Origin of the sequence: Streptacidiphilus sp. BW17 (genome assembly GCF_041262485.1) — a bacterium.
In the GTDB taxonomy this organism is placed as follows: Bacteria; Actinomycetota; Actinomycetes; order Streptomycetales; family Streptomycetaceae; genus Streptacidiphilus.
Genome location: NZ_JBGCCR010000004.1, coordinates 323,803 through 339,236, shown reverse-complemented (window position 1 = coordinate 339,236; position 15,434 = coordinate 323,803). Strand labels below are relative to the sequence as shown.

General features: G+C 71.8%; 16 protein-coding genes. 10 read left to right on the top strand and 6 right to left on the bottom strand.

Going from position 1 to position 15,434, the window contains the following annotated elements:
* Positions 1-109: 109 nt before the first annotated feature.
* Positions 110-877: a pirin family protein gene (locus ABH940_RS07380; protein WP_370104827.1), complete on the top strand. Its 768-nt coding sequence runs from the start codon at positions 110-112 to the stop codon at positions 875-877.
* Here the strand turns inward: ABH940_RS07380 and ABH940_RS07375 are convergent.
* Positions 874-1,260, bottom strand: a complete 387-nt coding sequence (locus ABH940_RS07375) for a winged helix-turn-helix transcriptional regulator (RefSeq protein ID WP_370069105.1) — start codon at positions 1,258-1,260, stop codon at positions 874-876. The genes ABH940_RS07380 and ABH940_RS07375 overlap by 4 nt on opposite strands.
* A gap of 119 nt (positions 1,261-1,379) precedes the next feature.
* Here ABH940_RS07375 and ABH940_RS07370 point away from each other — a divergent pair, with 119 nt between their 5' ends.
* The gene (locus ABH940_RS07370) at positions 1,380-2,030 is read left to right on the top strand and encodes an FMN-dependent NADH-azoreductase (protein WP_370104825.1); all 651 of its coding nucleotides are present in this window, start codon (positions 1,380-1,382) and stop codon (positions 2,028-2,030) included.
* An 83-nt stretch (positions 2,031-2,113) separates the two neighbouring features.
* On the opposite strand, the gene ABH940_RS07365 is transcribed toward ABH940_RS07370, so the two are convergent.
* Positions 2,114-2,965, bottom strand: a complete 852-nt coding sequence (locus tag ABH940_RS07365; protein WP_370069109.1) for an NmrA family NAD(P)-binding protein — start codon at positions 2,963-2,965, stop codon at positions 2,114-2,116.
* A 112-nt stretch (positions 2,966-3,077) separates the two neighbouring features.
* On the opposite strand from ABH940_RS07365, the gene ABH940_RS07360 reads away from it, so the two are divergent.
* Positions 3,078-4,022, top strand: coding sequence for a cupin domain-containing protein (locus tag ABH940_RS07360; RefSeq protein ID WP_370069111.1), 945 nt, complete (start codon positions 3,078-3,080; stop codon positions 4,020-4,022).
* 42 nt (positions 4,023-4,064) lie between these two features.
* Here the strand turns inward: ABH940_RS07360 and ABH940_RS07355 are convergent, their stop codons facing one another.
* Positions 4,065-4,976, bottom strand: coding sequence for a LysR family transcriptional regulator (locus ABH940_RS07355; RefSeq protein ID WP_370104823.1), 912 nt, complete (start codon positions 4,974-4,976; stop codon positions 4,065-4,067).
* Between the two features lie 160 nt (positions 4,977-5,136).
* Here ABH940_RS07355 and ABH940_RS07350 point away from each other — a divergent pair, with 160 nt between their 5' ends.
* Genes ABH940_RS07350 through ABH940_RS07340 form a run of 3 tightly spaced genes read left to right on the top strand, consistent with a single transcriptional unit; the run spans position 5,137 to position 7,471 of the window.
* On the top strand, positions 5,137-5,610 hold the full coding sequence (locus ABH940_RS07350) for a RidA family protein (RefSeq protein WP_370069115.1): 474 nt from the start codon (positions 5,137-5,139) through the stop codon (positions 5,608-5,610).
* The gene (locus ABH940_RS07345) at positions 5,607-6,284 is read left to right on the top strand and encodes a DUF1028 domain-containing protein (RefSeq protein ID WP_370104822.1); all 678 of its coding nucleotides are present in this window, start codon (positions 5,607-5,609) and stop codon (positions 6,282-6,284) included. The genes ABH940_RS07350 and ABH940_RS07345 overlap by 4 nt, the downstream gene beginning before the upstream one ends.
* Positions 6,284-7,471 (top strand): M20 family metallopeptidase, encoded by a 1,188-nt coding sequence (locus ABH940_RS07340; protein WP_370104820.1) that lies wholly within the window; start codon positions 6,284-6,286, stop codon positions 7,469-7,471. Before ABH940_RS07345 ends, ABH940_RS07340 begins: the two co-directional genes overlap by 1 nt.
* On the opposite strand, the gene ABH940_RS07335 is transcribed toward ABH940_RS07340, so the two are convergent.
* On the bottom strand, positions 7,449-8,054 hold the full coding sequence (locus ABH940_RS07335; protein WP_370069122.1) for a TetR/AcrR family transcriptional regulator: 606 nt from the start codon (positions 8,052-8,054) through the stop codon (positions 7,449-7,451). The genes ABH940_RS07340 and ABH940_RS07335 overlap by 23 nt on opposite strands.
* Positions 8,055-8,182: 128 nt before the next feature.
* On the opposite strand from ABH940_RS07335, the gene ABH940_RS07330 reads away from it, so the two are divergent.
* The 4 genes from ABH940_RS07330 (at position 8,183) to ABH940_RS07315 (ending at position 13,322) form a co-directional block, all read left to right on the top strand.
* Positions 8,183-9,682: an aldehyde dehydrogenase gene (locus ABH940_RS07330; RefSeq protein WP_370104818.1), complete on the top strand. Its 1,500-nt coding sequence runs from the start codon at positions 8,183-8,185 to the stop codon at positions 9,680-9,682.
* Positions 9,683-9,717: 35 nt separating this feature from the next.
* Positions 9,718-11,073: an aspartate aminotransferase family protein gene (locus tag ABH940_RS07325; protein WP_370069126.1), complete on the top strand. Its 1,356-nt coding sequence runs from the start codon at positions 9,718-9,720 to the stop codon at positions 11,071-11,073.
* Between the two features lie 118 nt (positions 11,074-11,191).
* Entirely contained in the window at positions 11,192-12,733 is a 1,542-nt protein-coding gene (locus ABH940_RS07320) for an APC family permease (RefSeq protein ID WP_370069128.1), read from the top strand.
* A 223-nt stretch (positions 12,734-12,956) separates the two neighbouring features.
* Positions 12,957-13,322: a hypothetical protein gene (locus ABH940_RS07315; RefSeq protein ID WP_370069130.1), complete on the top strand. Its 366-nt coding sequence runs from the start codon at positions 12,957-12,959 to the stop codon at positions 13,320-13,322.
* An 86-nt stretch (positions 13,323-13,408) separates the two neighbouring features.
* Here ABH940_RS07315 and ABH940_RS07310 read toward each other — a convergent pair whose 3' ends face one another.
* Both ABH940_RS07310 and ABH940_RS07305 read right to left on the bottom strand, forming a co-directional pair.
* Positions 13,409-14,656 carry a flavin-containing monooxygenase gene (locus ABH940_RS07310; RefSeq protein ID WP_370104816.1) on the bottom strand — a complete coding sequence of 416 codons (1,248 nt, stop codon included), beginning with the start codon at positions 14,654-14,656 and terminating at the stop codon, positions 13,409-13,411.
* Between the two features lie 160 nt (positions 14,657-14,816).
* Positions 14,817-15,416 carry a maleylpyruvate isomerase family mycothiol-dependent enzyme gene (locus ABH940_RS07305; RefSeq protein ID WP_370069134.1) on the bottom strand — a complete coding sequence of 200 codons (600 nt, stop codon included), beginning with the start codon at positions 15,414-15,416 and terminating at the stop codon, positions 14,817-14,819.
* Positions 15,417-15,434: the final 18 nt, after the last annotated feature.

The following is a 15,434-nucleotide window of genomic DNA, read 5'->3' as shown; positions in this document are numbered from 1 at the left end:
GACATGGGCGATGGGAAGGCATCGATTCCGCATGCTGTCACTTGAACATTCATGTCATGGCGGCATAGTCTGAAGTTGAATGTTGAATATCTAGCAAGGCGAGGCGCCCATGCCCGGACTACTGATACCAGCGATCGAGGTGCGCCGCGCCGACGCACGGCAGTCGAGCCGGCTGTCCTGGCTCGACTCCAAGCACTCGTTCTCGTTCGGCACTGGTCGGCCGGATCCGGCCAACAGCCACCACGGCCTGCTGCTGGTCAACAACGAGGACCTGGTGCAGCCAGGCGCGGGCTTCGAGACACACCCCCACCAGGACATGGAGATCGTCACCTGGGTGCTCCAGGGGTCGCTCGTCCACCAGGACTCCGGCGGCCACTCGGGCGTGATCTACCCCGGTCTGGCCCAGCGGATGAGCGCCGGCACCGGCATCCTGCACTCGGAGAAGAACGACAGCTGCCGACTGACCGGCGAACTCCCCACCGCCCCGGTGCACTTCGTCCAGATGTGGGTGCTGCCCGACGAGGCCGGCGTCACGCCGGGCTACGAGCAGTTGGAGATCGACGCCGAGCTGTTGAGCGGCTCACTGGTCACGGTGGCCTCGGGCATGGACCGGCATCGGGACGCCACCGCGATTCGGATCCGCAACCGGCACGCCGCCCTGCACGTGGCGCGACTGCGCCCGGGGCAGCAGGTCACGCTGCCCGAGGCACCGTTCCTGCACCTCTTCGTCACGTCCGGCGCGGTCGAGGTCGAAGGAGTGGGCCTCCTCGGCCAGAGCGACGCGGCACGATTCACCGCCACCGGCGGGCAGCGCGTCGTCGCGGTCGAGCCGTCCGAGATTCTCGTCTGGGAGATGCACGCGACAGCGGTGCTCTAACCGCATCCGCCGCCGCAGGGGCCCCCGTCGGCGGGGAGGTGGGTCTCGGCCCAGCGGCGCAGCTCCTCCATTGCGGGGCGCAGCGCGCGGCCGGGGGCGGTGAGGTGGTAGGCGACGCGGAGCGGCGGGCCCTCGTGGACCTCGCGGATGACCAGCCCGGCCGCCTGGAGCTCGGTGAGCCGGTCGGAGAGCATGCGCTCGCTGATGCCGGGCACCGTGCGCCGCAGGTGCGAGAAGTGGACGGGGCCGTCCATCAGCGAGGCGATGACGATCCCGGTCCAGCGCTTGCCGAGCAGCTTGAAGACGCGCTCGACCGCGGCGTCCGCGCTGAGGCACGCCTCTTCCCCCTGGGCGGCTGCCGTCGCCGCTGCTGTCTCCGCCATGGCACCAGCTTACCGCCGCTTGCCAAGCTGCTGAGAAAAAGTAAGCTAGTGCGAGAAGACAAGCCCCTAAGGGTTTGCAACTCACTTACTTTGAATGTCTTCGGACGAGGAGAACGGCCATGGCCACCCTGCTTCGCATCGACTCCGCAGCTCTGCCGGCCGGCGGCTCCGCCTCCCGCGAGGTGACCCAGGCGTTCCAGGAGAACTGGCTCGCCCAGCACCCGGAGGGCACGGTCGTCTACCGCGACCTCGCCGCCGAGCCGCTGCCGCACCTGGACGCGGTCGGCATCGGGGCCGCCTTCGCCGACCCGTCCACCCACGACGACGCCCAGCGCGCCGCGATGGCCCTGCGCAACGAGCTGGCCGCCGAGCTGGAGGCCGCCGACGTGGTCCTGATCGGCGCCCCGATGTACAACCTGAGCATCCCGTCCACGCTGAAGGCCTGGCTGGACCAGGTGATCATCATGGGCCGCACAGCCGGCGAGAACTCCTCGGTCGCCGGCAAGAAGGTCGTCGTGGTCGCCTCCCGAGGCGGCGCCTACGGCTCCGGCACCCCGCGTGAGGGCCTGGACTTCGCCGCGCCCTTCCTGCAGGGCGTGCTCGGCGCGCTGATGCAGCTGGACGTGCACGTGATCATCCCCGAGCTGACGCTGGCCAAGGTCAACCCGGCCATGTCCGAGCTGATCCCGCTGGCCGAGGCGTCGCGCGAGCAGGCCCTGGCCGAGGCCGCGGACAAGGCCAAGGAGCTGGCCGTGCTGGTCGCCGCCTGACGTCGTCCTCGCTCGAGATCGCTGAGAGATGCGCGGCTGCCCGGCAGCCGCGCATCTCTTCGTTCGCAGGGACAGTGGGCGCGCTAGCGATCCGTCGTCGCCCACACCTGGGCGTTGCGCTGCGCGAACTCCCGGAAGGTGGTCGGCTTTTGGCCGGTGACCCGCGCGACGTCGTCGTTGGGCGTGGAGCCGTGGCCGGTGCGGATGGTGCCGGTCAGCCAACGGAGCATCACCGCGTACTCGGCGGGCACGAATCCGGCGGCGACCGCGCCGCCGATCCAGGTCTCGACGTCGAGGTCCTGGTGCCGGACAGGCCGTCCGGTCACCTCGGTGATGATGTCGGTGACCTCGCCGACCGTCAGCGCCCGCGGGCCGGTGGGCGCGTACCGGGCCCCGGCGTGGAGCTCGGGGGCGAGCAGCGTCTCGGCCGCGACGGCCGAGATGTCGGCGGCGTCGACGAACGCCTCGGAGCCGTCGCCGGTGGGGACCGTGATCGCGCCGTCGACGACGGGCAGGTGGGCGTCACTGAAGTTCTGCATCACCCAGGCGGGACGCACGACGGAGTGGGTGAAGGTCGATCGGGCGGCGAGGTCGGCCTCGACGGCCGTGATGTCGATCTGCGCCGGGACGTCGTCGGCCCCGTAGGTGCCCAGGTAGGTGACGTGGCGCACCCCGGCGGCCTCGGCGAGGTCGAGAAAGGCCGCGACCTGGTCGGCGTAGGCGACCCGTAGGACGGGCGTGACGAGGTAGAGGCTGTCGACACCGCGCAGGGCGTCGGCGTGGGTCGCCGGGTCGTCCCAGTCGAAGCGAACGTCGGCGCCGTTGCGCGCTGCGGTGCGGGCGTTCCGGCCCCGCTCGGTGAGCCGCTCCGCCAGCAGTGAGCCGGTGCGCCCGGTGCCGCCGAGGACGAGGGTGGTCGGTGAGGATCCGTTCATGACTCCATCGTGAGAGAGCGCATAGGAGCGGATCAATGCGTGAATCGCTTACTTCTTTACGTCAAACGCTCGGATGATTGCCGGTGGCGATCGTTCTGCCGACACTGGTCGCATGGACCTTCTGCGTGATCACCTTGCGCGGGCACGCGCCGGCGGCGCGGTGTTCGCCCGGACGGTCGCCGAGCCCCCGTGGGGGCTGCGTCTGGCCGGCTCGATCCAGCTCTCCGTGCACACCGTCGTCCGGGGCCGGGCCTGGCTCTGGTTCGACGCCGACGACCCGGGACACGCGGTGGAGCTGGTACCCGGGGAGGTGACCCTCGTCCGTGGCGGCGCGGACCACCGGATCGGCCACGAGCTGGGCGCCGACTGCCTCGAACCGGAGGAGTTCCGCGCCCGGCACGCCGCTGACGCCGAGTCGGACGCCCCCGGGGTGACGGTGTTCCTCTGCGGCGCCTACCGCTTCTCGGGCGACATCGGCAACGGGCTGCTCGAAGCGCTGCCCCAGGTGCTGACGCTGCAGGCGGCCGTCGGCGATCCGCTGCGGGAGGTGATCGCGCTGCTCTCGTACGAACTCGCCACCCCGGAACCGGGCCAGGCCACCGTCCTCGACCGGCTGCTCGACGTCCTGCTGGTGCTCGCCCTGCGTAACGACTTCCGCCGCAACCCCAACGCGCCGCGCTGGTACCGGGCTTCGGCCGACCCCCGGCTCGGCCCCGCCCTCCAGGCCATGCACGGGGACGCCGGCCGTCCCTGGTCCGTGCCCGAACTCGCGGCGGTCAGCGGCCTGTCCCGGGCCGCCTTCGCCCGCACCTTCCACGAGGCGCTCGGCCAGACCCCGATGCAGTACCTGACCGACTGGCGCATGGCCCTCGCCCGCGAGCACCTCCGCACCGGCGAGCTCGGTATGGCGGGCATCGCCCGGAGCGTCGGCTACAGCTCGCCCTACGCCTTTGCCGCCGCCTTCCGCCGCCACCACGGCGAACCGCCCGGCGCCTGGCGGCAGCGGGAGTCGGTGCGCGCCCAGGAACTCCAGCCGGGCGGCAACCGGATCCACTGACGCGCGCAGAACCGGTTCCACATCCAGGACGGGCCCCAACGGTCAGGCCGGGGCCAGGAGTTCGTGGGCGAGGTCCATGACGGCGGTGGCGCGGGCGGTCTGGCGGACGCCGTCCATGCGGGCGAGGACCAGGTCGAGCGGCGGGTGCTCGTTGGTCAGGGCGAGGACGGACACGCGGGCGCCGCTGTAGGTGTCGTCAGTTGCGGGGCGCTGGTGCAGGACGGAGAAGCCGTGGCCCAGGGCGACCAGGGAGCGGACCGCCTCGTAGTTGTGGGAGCGGTGGCGGATCGCGGGGATGATGCCGGTGGCGGTGACCAGCGACCAGAAGTAGTCGCGGCTGTGCGGCAGGTCGAGCAGGACGAACGGCTCGTGGGCCAGCTCCGCCAGGTCGATGCTGCCGCGCCGGGCCAGCGGGTGGTCGGCGGCGACGAGCGCGTGTGCCGGGAGCGAGGCGACGGTCTCGCGGACGATGCCGAGCCCGAGGCCGAGGTCGTAGGTGATCGCGAAGTCGATCCGTCCGGTGCGCAGCGCCCGGTCGAGCTCGTCCGCCTCGCCTTCGACGACCTCGACGCGCAGGTGGGGATGGCGCTCCGCCGCCGCGGCCAGCAGGCCGGGGAGGACGAAGGGGGAGAGGGTGACGAAGCAGCCCAGCCGCACCGGCCCGGTCAGCCCGCCCTCGCCGCCGCGCGCCTCGGCGGCCACGTCGGACACGTGGGTGAGCAGCTCCCGCGCCTGCAGCAGCAGGCGCTCGCCCGCGGCCGTGGCCACCAGGCCCTTGCCCTTGCGGCGGATGAACAGCTGCACGCCGAGTTCGTGTTCCAGGTTCGAGACCGCGGTGGAGACGGCGGACTGCGCGATCAGCAGTCGCTCGGCGGCTGCGGTCATGCTGCCCGCCTCGGCCGCCACGACGAAGTACCGCAACTGCGTCAGCGTGAACCGGGCCGGTTCCGGCATGCCTGCTGCCACTTTCCGGACCTCCCGGCCGCTCGGTCATCTGAATTGGAGATGACCTAACACTAAAAGATCTGCTTTACCAAAGGAAGTGCCGCTTCCATAGTGGTGCTGCGGCCCCTTTCGGCCGAAACCCCCACCTCAGCCCCGGGAGCGGTCACTGATGGTCCATCACCGGCTGCGGCGCTTCAACACGGCCGCCACCTACCCCGAGCAGAGCCTTGCCAACGACCTGGCCCAGGCCGTCGTCGTCGAGGGAACGGTCTACCTGCGCGGTCAGATCGGCCAGGACCTGGACACCCGCGAGAACGTCGGCGTCGGGGACGTCGAGGCGCAGGCGGAGAAGGCGATGGCCAACATCGCCATGTTGCTGGAGGAGTCCGGCAGCGCGCTGGACGAGATCACCAAGATCACCGTCTACCTGACCGACATCCGCTTCCGCGAGCCGGTCTACAAGGTGATGGGCCGCTGGCTCAAGGGCGTGCACTACGTCTCCACCGGCCTGGTGGTCGCCGCCCTGGCCCGCCCGGAGTGGCTGGTGGAGATCGACGCCACCGCCGTCATCCCGGCCTCGCGCCGGGCCGAGGCCGCCGGGATCCGGCACGCCAAGGCCGCCGAGCGGGGTGAGCTGCTGTGACCTTCTCCCTCGCGGCCCGATGCGCCCGCACCGGGCAGGTCGGGGTGGGGATCGCCTCCTCCAGCCCGGCCGTCGCCTCCCGCTGCGCCCATGTGCGTGCGGGCGTCGGGGCGGTGTGCACGCAGAACGTCACCGACCCCCGGCTCGGCCCGTGGCTGCTCGACCTGATCGCGGCCGGTTCCAGCGCCGAGGACGCCGTCCGTCACACCGCCGAGACCGAAAGCCTGGTCGCCTGGCGCCAGTTGACCGCCGTCGGCACCGACGGCAGCCCGGCTGCCTTCACGGGCGAGCACGCGCTCGGGAACCGTGCGCAGGCCCTCGGTGCGGACTGCGTGGCCGCGGGCAACATGCTGGCGTCCGACGGCGTCACGCGGGCCATGGTCGACGCCTTCGCCGCGCAGCCCGAACTCCCGCTCGCCCAGCGGCTGTTGGACGCACTGACGGCCGGACTCGCGGCCGGCGGCGAGGAGGGCCCGGTGCACTCGGCCGGGCTGCTGGTCGCTGACACCGTGCCCTGGCCGGTGGTCGACCTGCGCGTCGACTGGACCGAGGGCGACCCGATCGCCGAACTCGGCGCTCTGTGGCGGCTGTGGCAGCCGCAGCAGGACGCCTACGTCCAGCGGGCCCTCGCACCCGAGTCGGCGCCCGGCTACGGCGTCCCCGGAGACCTGTGATGACGGCCCGCGCGCTGGCCCGACCGGCGGTCCGCGCAGCCGTCGGCGCCGCTGCCGGAACGCTGGAACCCGAGCTGACCGCCCTCTCCCACCGGCTGCACGCCAACCCGGAGACGGCCTGGGAGGAGGAGAAGGCGGCCCGCTGGACCGCCTCGCTCCTCGACGACCTCGGCTACACCGTCACGCCCGGCGTCTGCGACCTGCCGACCGCCTTCGCCGCCACCCTCGGCAGCGGGCCGCTGCATGTCGCGCTCTGCGCCGAGTACGACGCACTGCCCGGTCTCGGGCACGCCTGCGGACACAACATCATCGCGGCCTCGGCGGTGGGCGCGGCGGCCGGGCTCGCCCGGGTCGCGGACGACCTCGGACTGACCGTCACCGTCCTCGGCACGCCCGCCGAGGAGGGCGGTGGCGGCAAGATCCTGATGATGGAGCGCGGCGCGTTCGCGGGCGTCGACGTGGCGATGATGGTCCACCCCGGCCCCGTCGACGTCGCCGAGGCCGAGCCCTTCGCCGTGGCCCACCTGAACGTCCAGTACACCGGGCGGGCCGCGCACGCCGCCGCCTACCCGGAGCAGGGGCGCAACGCCGCCGACGCGTTCACTGTCGCCCAGGTCGGCATCGGGCTGCTGCGCCAGCAACTGCCGCAGACCGCCCGGGTGCACGGGCTGGTGACGCGCGGGGGAGAGGCGCCCAACGCCATCCCGGAACGGACGGAAGGGCGTTGGTACGTGCGGGCCGGAAGCCTTACGGAGCTGGAGCAGGTCCAGGGCCGGGTCGAGGCCTGCTTCCGGGCCGGCGCGCTCGCGTCCGGCTGTGCGCTGGAGATCGAGCCGGAGTCGCCGCCCTACTCGGAGTTCCGCAACGACGCGGAGCTGGTCGCGCTCTACCGCCGCAACGCCGAGTCGCTCGGCCGCCGTTTCGCCGCGCCGGGTGATCCGGCGGCGCGGATGAACCGGGCCTCGACCGACATGGGCAACGTCTCCCGGGTCGTCCGTGCGCTGCACCCGTACATCGGCATCGACTCGCTCCCGGCCGTCAACCACCAGCGCGAGTTCGCCGCCGCCTGCGCGACCCCGGCCGCGGATGCGGCCCTGCTCGCGGGCGCGCAGGCGCTCGCGCTGACGGCGGCCGATCTCGCCGCGGCGGGCGTAGCGAACGGGACTACAGGTCGGGACAACCCGTGATCGCCCGGGCGTAGGCGGTCAGCAGCGTCAGCGCCGTGGCGCGGTCGACGGCGGGGTTGCGGGCGACGATGTGGAGCCCGTAGCCGTCCTCCATCGCGACCAGGTTGCGGGCCAGGTCGGACACCGGCGCGGCGGCGAGCACGAAGGCGCCCGCTGCCACGCCGACCTGCAGCAACGTCGAGTAGAGGGCCACCTCGCGGGCGAACAGCGAAGCCATCAGCGCCGCGTGTGCGGCGCTGCGGTCGGCGACGCCGTGCAGCTCGAAGAGCAGCCGGTGCACGGGGTCGTCGGGTCCCTCCGGCAGCCCGGAGGCCAGCGCGGCGCGCATCCGCCCGACCGGGCCCTCCGGCTTGTCGCTGTGTTGCTGTCGCTGCGTCAGATACGTCTCCACGGCGTCCTGGTGGACGGCGAGGACGAGGTCGTCGAGCTCCGGGTAGTAGTAGAGGACCGACCCCGCCGAGACGCCTGCCTCGGCGGCGATGTCCTTGATCCGCAGTCCGGCCATGCCCCGGTCCGCGATGGCCCGTCCGGCGGCATCGATCAGTGCGCCGCGGCGGGCTTCCTGGTTCTTCGGTCGCGCCATGCCAGACATTCTCTGACACTCGCATCAAAAAATTCAACGATCATCCGCCGTAATCATTGACGCAGACTTCGCCCATTGTTTGAATCTCGCATCAAAGAACTGGCGAGCACACCTGAGGACCCCCTCCCATGAGTGACGCATCCCCCTCTCCTACTCACGCCGACTGGCAGCGCCGAGCCGCCGCGCTCACCCCGCAGACCCGCGCCTTCGTCGACGGCGAGCACCGCGACGCGGTCTCGGGCGCGACCTTCACCGATGTCGACCCGGCGACGGGCAAGGCACTCGCCGAGATCGCCGCCTGCGACGCCGCGGACGTCGACGCCGCCGTCCGCTCGGCCCGTGCTGCCTTCGCCGACGGCCGCTGGTCCGGTCTGGCGCCCGAGGCGCGCAAGAGGCGGCTGCTGCGGCTCGCCGAACTGATCGAGCAGCACGGCCCCGAGCTGGCCCTGTACGACTCGCTGGACATGGGCAAGCCCGTCGCCGAGGCGCTCGCTGTCGACGTCCCCGGCGCGGCAGGCTGCTTCGCCTGGCACGCCGAGGCCGTCGACAAGCTCTACGACGAGGTCGCACCCACCGCGCCAGGCAATCTGGCGCTGGTGCGCCGCGTCCCGCTCGGCGTGGTCGGCGCGGTCGTGCCGTGGAACTTCCCGCTGGACCTGGCCTCCTGGAAGCTGGCCCCGGCCCTCGCCGCAGGCAACAGCGTCGTCCTCAAGCCCGCCGAGCAGTCGCCGCAGTCCGTACTGCTGCTGGCCCGGCTCGCGGTCGAGGCGGGTATCCCGGAGGGCGTCCTCAACGTCGTGCCCGGCCTCGGCGAGACCGCCGGACGCGCGCTCGGCCTGCATCCGGACGTGGACGTGCTGGCGTTCACCGGCTCGACGGCCGTCGGCCGGCTCTTCCTCTCTTACGCCGCGCAGTCCAACGGCAAGCAGGTCTGGCTGGAGGCGGGCGGCAAGAGCCCCAACCTGGTCTTCCCCGACGCCGACCTGGATGCCGCCGCCGAGCGCGCGGCCTTCGGCTTCTGCTTCAACGCGGGCCAGGTCTGCTCGGCCAACACCCGGCTGCTGGTCCACGCCGACATCGCCGAGGCGTTCACCGCCCGCGTCGTCGAGCACGCCGCCGCCTACGTGCCGGGCGATCCGCTCGACCCGGCCACCCGGCTCGGCCCGGTGGTCGACGAGGCCCAGGCGCGGCGCCTGCTCGCGGCCGTCGACGCGGCCCGCGCCCAGGGCGGCCGGGTGGTCCACGGCGGTACCCGCCCCGACCGCATCGGCGCGTTCGTCGACCCGACCGTCGTCACCGGCCTCCCGGCCGAGGCACCGCTGGCCCGCGAGGAGCTGTTCGGCCCGGTGCTGACGGTCCTTCCGTTCCGGGACGAAGCGGAGGCCGTGCGGATCGCCAACGACTCCGACTACGGGCTGGCCGCGTCGCTCTGGACCAGCGACCTCGCGCGCGCCCACCGCGTCGCCGAGGCGCTCCACGCCGGGACCGTCTCGGTCAACACCGTCGACGCACTGAGTCCGGCGACCCCGTTCGGCGGCTTCAAGCAGTCCGGCTTCGGACGCGACCTCTCGCTCCACTCCTTCGACAAGTACACCGGCCTGAAGACGACCTGGATCTCCTTCGGCTGAGCACCACCCAGCTTCCACAGAAAGGCAGCACCGCCATGAGCCGCACCCCGATGACCCCGGACCAGCTGCGCGACGCCGACCGGGCCCGGATCATCCACCCCTACCTGCCCGGCTCGGTCACCGAGCGCGTCGTGATGACCGAGGGCTCCGGCTGCCGCCTCACCGACGTGGACGGCCGCTCCTACCTCGACGCGACCGGCGGCCTCTGGCTCGCCCAGATCGGCCACGGCCGTGAGGAGGTGGCCCGCGCCGCCTACGAGCAGATGGCCAAGCTGGAGTACTTCACCAGCTTCTGGGAGTTCTCCAACGACCCGGCGATCGAGCTGGCCACCAAGCTCACCTCGATCGCGCCCGAGGGCCTGAACCACGTCTACTTCACCTCCGGCGGCTCGGAGGGCAACGAGGCCGCGATCAAGATGGCCCGCTACTACCACCACCGCCGCGGCGAGTCCTCCCGTACCTGGATCCTGGCCCGCGACAAGGCGTACCACGGCATCGGTTACGGCGGCGGCTCGGCGACCGGCTTCCCGGTCTACCACGAGGGCTTCGCCCCGATGATGCCGCACGTCTCCCACCTGACCCCGCCGTGGCCGTACCGCAGCGAGCTGTTCGAGCGCCAGGACCCGACGGACTTCCTGATCGCCGAGCTGGAGCAGCGGATCGCCGAGATCGGCCCCGGCAACATCGCCGCGATGATCGGTGAGCCGATCATGGGCGTCGGCGGCATGCTCGTTCCGCCGGCCGACTACTGGCCGCGGGTGCGCGAAGTGCTGGACCGTCACGGCATCCTGCTGATCCTGGACGAGGTGGTCACCGCCTACGGCCGAGTGGGAAAGTGGTTCGCCGCGCTGCACTTCGGCGTCCGCCCGGACATCATCGTCACCGCCAAGGGCATCACCTCCGGCTACATCCCGCTGGGCGCGCTGCTGGTCGGCGACCACGTTGCGGAGGAGCTGCTGGCCGACCACGGCTTCCCGATGGGCTACACCTACAACGGCCACCCGGTGGCCGCCGCCGTCGCCCTCGCGAACCTGGACATCATCGAGCGCGAGGGCCTGCTCGTCCGCGCCGTCGAGATCGGCGGCTTCCTGCACCGGGAGCTTACAGCCCAGTTGGGCGACCTGCCGGTGGTCGGCGAGATCCGCTCCGTCGGGATGATGCTCGCCGTCGAGCTGGTCGCCGACCGGCAGACCCGCGAGCCGCTGCCGATGCTCCAGCCACTGCTGCCGGACGTGATCCGCCGCGAGACCGGCGTCATCGTCCGCGACTGCGCGCACAGCCTGGTCCTCTCCCCGGCGCTCATCATGACCGAGGGAGAGGCCAAGGAGACCGTCGCCGCCATGCGCCAGGTCCTGGAGCGCGTCCAGCCGAACGGCGAACTGCGCAACTGACGAAGAGTCAACTGTCGGGCCGGGCCGTTTCAGCACCCCCACCGTGCGCTCCGGAACGGCCCGGCCCGCTCACCCCGTGCTGCACAACTCCCTCTCCCCACACCCCCGAGGAGTCCTCGTGCCCACAACTCCCGTGCCGGACGGCCAGCTTCCGGACGACAGAGCCGACTCCGTGCCGAACCTGCACCGCAGCCTCGGCCGTTTCGACATCATGGCGCTCGGCGTCGCCGCCGTGATCTCCGCCGACGTGATCGGGCAGATCGCCACCGGCGGTGGTGAGGCCGTCACCTGGACCGCCTTGCTCGGCCTGCTCTTCCTGGTCCCCTACGCCCTGCTCTTCGCTGAGACCGGTGCCGCGTTCCCGCAGGAGGGCGGCCCGTACGTGTGGGTCAGACTCGCCTACGGCCGTACCGCCGCCGCGCTGACCACGCTGTTCTACTGGGTCACCAACCCGGTCTGGCTGGGAGGTTCGCTGGTCTTCGCCGCCGCGGCGGCCTGGGACGGGCACGTCACCCACCTCGGCACCGGCACCGTGGCCGACTACGCCTTCAAGCTGGTCTTCATCTGGATCTCCATCCTCACCGCCGTGGTCTCGCTCAGGCGCGGCAAGTGGATCACCACCGTCGGCGCGATCGCCAAGGTCGGTGTGATGCTGACCGTCACCGTGACCGCGATGGTCTACGGCGTCCAGCACGGTTTCGACGGCCTGTCAGGCACCGGGTTCGCGCCCACCACCGGCGGGTTCCTCGCCCTGGTGCCCATCCTGCTCTTCGCCTACGTCGGCTTCGAGGCCCCCAATGCCGCCGGTGAGGAGATGCGCAACCCCAAGCGCGACGTCCCCGTCTCCATCGGCGTCTCCGGCGGCGTCGCCGCCTGCTGCTACCTGCTGCCCGTCTTCGCGATCCTCGCCGTGGTGCCCGCCAAGCAGATCACCGGCGTGGCCGGCTTCCTCGACGCGGCCTCGCTCGTCTTCGGCAGCTACGGCAGCGCCGGGCATGCCCTGTTGACGGTGGTCGCCGTCCTGTTCGTCTTCGTGCTGATGACCCAGGGCAGCGCCTGGATGATCGTCAGCGACCGGATGCAGGCGATGGCAGCGGCCGACGGCGGCTTCTTCAGCCGGGGGCTCGGCGCTTTCCACCCGCGCCTGGGCACTCCCGTGCGGATGAACCTGGTCTCCGGCGTCACCGCGACCGTCTTCATGCTCGCCGCGACCCTGCTGGTCCAGGGCACGGCCGCGGCCGACTTCAAGGTCGTCCTCACGGTCGCGGTCACCACCCTGCTGCTCTCCTACCTCGCCGTCATCCCGGCCCTGGGCGCCCTGCGCAGGAACCACCCCGAGGTGCAGCGCCCGTACCGGGTGCCCTTCGGTACCTGGGGCTTCCGGATCAGCCTCAGCCTGGTCTACGCCTGGATCGTGCTCGGCTCGTGGATCGCCCTCTTTCCGGGGGTGTTGGAGAAGGTGCTGGGCGTCGGCTACGACTTCACCGGCACCTGGGGCGTCTCCCGCACGGTCTTCGAGGCGTTCACGCTCGGCACGGTGGCCGTCCTGCTCGCCCTCGGCGTCCTCGGTCGCGTCACCGCCGCCCGCCTGGACCGCCGCGCCCCGCAGGCCCTGGCCGCCGACGACGCGGCGCTCCCGACGCGGAGTCACGTCAGTTGATGTACATCGCCATCTCGTTGATGCAGCGCGCTGGTACGGACTTCGGCCCCTGGCCGGCGAGCCGGTCTCAGAGCTTTTGCACGCTCGTGCAAAGGCCTGGCAGCGGGGGTACCGACAGTCGATCGTGGATCTACGTCCGGCGGGCTGGTGCGCAGAGCTGCGCTCGGCCGATCACCAAGGCCCTCGGTCGGAATTCCGAAGTCCACTCAAGCAAGGGGGAAACATGGGTACATGGTTCAAGCGGACCGCCGCGTCCGGCGCGGTGCTCCTCGCAGCGGCTGCCGCCGTCGGTTTCGCGGGCGGAACCGCCCAGGCAGACGACTTCATCGGCGTGAACTCCAACGTCGGCGTCTACTCCGCGCCCAACGCGAGCTCCAGCAAGGTCGCGCCCGACCTGCACGCGGGTGACGCGGTCCAGGTCAACTGCTGGACCGCCGGCGGCAACGTGGGCAGCTCCGGCGACGTCTGGTACCACGCGGACGCGGAGGTCTACCCGACCGGAGAGACCTACATCGAGGGGTGGGTCTTCGGGCCCTACCTCGACGGGGCCGCCGCGTTCCACAACGGCGCCATCCCCAAGTGCCCCTGATCCCCTCGGTTCCGGGGGCTTGACCACCGTGTGCCCGGCGAGCGGCTCTACCGCTCGCCGGGCACACGCGCCCGTGCGGGTGTGCGTCAACTCTCCTGCGCGAGATAACCCCGCTGGGTCGCGATGTGGTCGGCGACGTAACGGGCGTCGTGCCAGACGCCCCAGATGAAGCTCGACCCGCGGCGGGAGAGCCAGGGCAGGCCCAGGAAGTAGACGCCGGGCTCGGCGGATACGCCGCGCCGCTGCTCCGGGCGGCCCTTCTCGTCGAAGGCGTCGACCTCCAACCAGCTGTAGTCGGTGGCGTAGCCGGTCGCCCAGACGATCGAGGTGACCCCGGCCTCGGCCAGGTCGAGCTCCGGCAGGGGGTCGGTCACGCGGTCCGGATCCGGCCCGAGCACGTGGGCCTGCGGCTCCTCCGGCAGGTCGAGACCGTTGCGCTCGACGTATGCGTCGGCCGCGCGCAGCAGCGCGAGGTACGTGGCGTCGCCCCGCGCGATGTTGCTGCCCAGGTCCGCCGCGAAGCGCAGCACACCGTCGTCGTAGGACGCGGTCAGACCGACGAGCTCGATGCCGTCGGCGGCCAGGGCACGGAAGTCCACCGTGTGGCCGCCACGGGCGCCGCTGACCGCGATGGTGACGTGTTCGGCGCCCTGCGGCGGCGTCTCCGCGTCCCAGAGTCCGAGGACGCCGAGCCACCAGCAGAAGTCCCGGCCGCGGTACTCGCGCGGCGGACGGTCGTGGGGGCCGACCGAGAGGAGGACGCGGCGGCCGGACCGGCGCAGCTCGTCGGCGATCTGGACCCCGGACGATCCGGCGCCGACCACCAGCACGGCGCCCTCGGGCAGTTGCTCCGGATTGCGGTAGCCGTTGGAGTGGATCTGCACCGGGACCGCGCCGTCCGGGACGATCGGCGGGATCACCGGCCGCTGGAACGGCCCGGTCGCGGCCACGACGTAGCGGGCGTCGATGGCGCCCTCCGACGTCTCGACGCGGAAGCCGGGCCGCCCGGCGTGCCTGCGCACGGAGGTCACCTCGACCCCGCACCTGACGGGGGCTCCGATCTTCTCGGCGTACGCGGCGAAGTAGTCCGCCACCCGCTCCTTCGATGCGAAGGCGTCGGGGGCGACGTCGTGGAACTCCAGCCCCGGGAACCGGTCGTGCCAGGCAGGCCCGTTCGCGACCAGGGAGTCCCACCGCTCCGAGCGCCACCGCTCGGCGATCCGGTGCCGCTCCAGGACGAGGTGCGGGATGCCGTGGGCCCCCAGGTGCTCACTCATCGCCACGCCTGCCTGGCCGGCCCCGACGACGACTACTTCGGTCTCTTCACTCGGCATCTCAACCTCCGCTCATGCGGCAGACCTTCCGGTGGTCCGGAGTCGCGTCGACCGACCGTGCTACCGCACGAGAAATCCTCGGTCGCCCTTCGAAGTTCTGTCCAATAGAGGTTTTCGTTGTAGGACATCTGATTTGGAGATGAAGAGAGCGGGCACACCGTCAGCGCAGCGGGCGTCGGCCGGTCACGGTCAGCAGGACGTCCTTGACCGGCAGGTCCACGGGGTCGCCGGTGCCCAGAGCGATGTCCGCGTCCGTGGCCCGAAGCGTGACGCCGCTGAGGTCGACGCCGAAGTAGGCCAAGGCATGGGGCTTGGCCTGGGCCAGGACGGTCGCGATCCGCTCCGGCGGGGCGGACGGCAGGCCGAGGGGTTCGGTGATGTCGAGGCCGTGGATCACGTCATGGCTGAGCGCCCCGGCCGGGCCGCCGCCCGGGGGTTGCCAGGGATGGCGGACGTTGTCGCGCAAGGCGCGCAGCAGGTCCGCGTCGCCCATCCGGTCGCCGTCGCGGCGGGCCGCCGCGTCCGCGTAGCGGTTGAAGTCGAAGCGGTGCGCCGCGAGCCCCGCCAGGAAGCGCGGCGTGCTGACGCGGAACGGCATGGTGATGTGCGCGACGACCTCGCGGACGCGCCAGCCGGCGCACAGCGACGGGGCGTCCCACTGCTCGTGGGTGAGGCCTCCCAGCAGGTCCGCCAGCCGTTCACGTTCGGCACAGGTCTCGGCGCGAGGGTCGGTGTCGCTGCGGTTCACGTCCGGATTCATGATCTCTCGTTCCCGTTG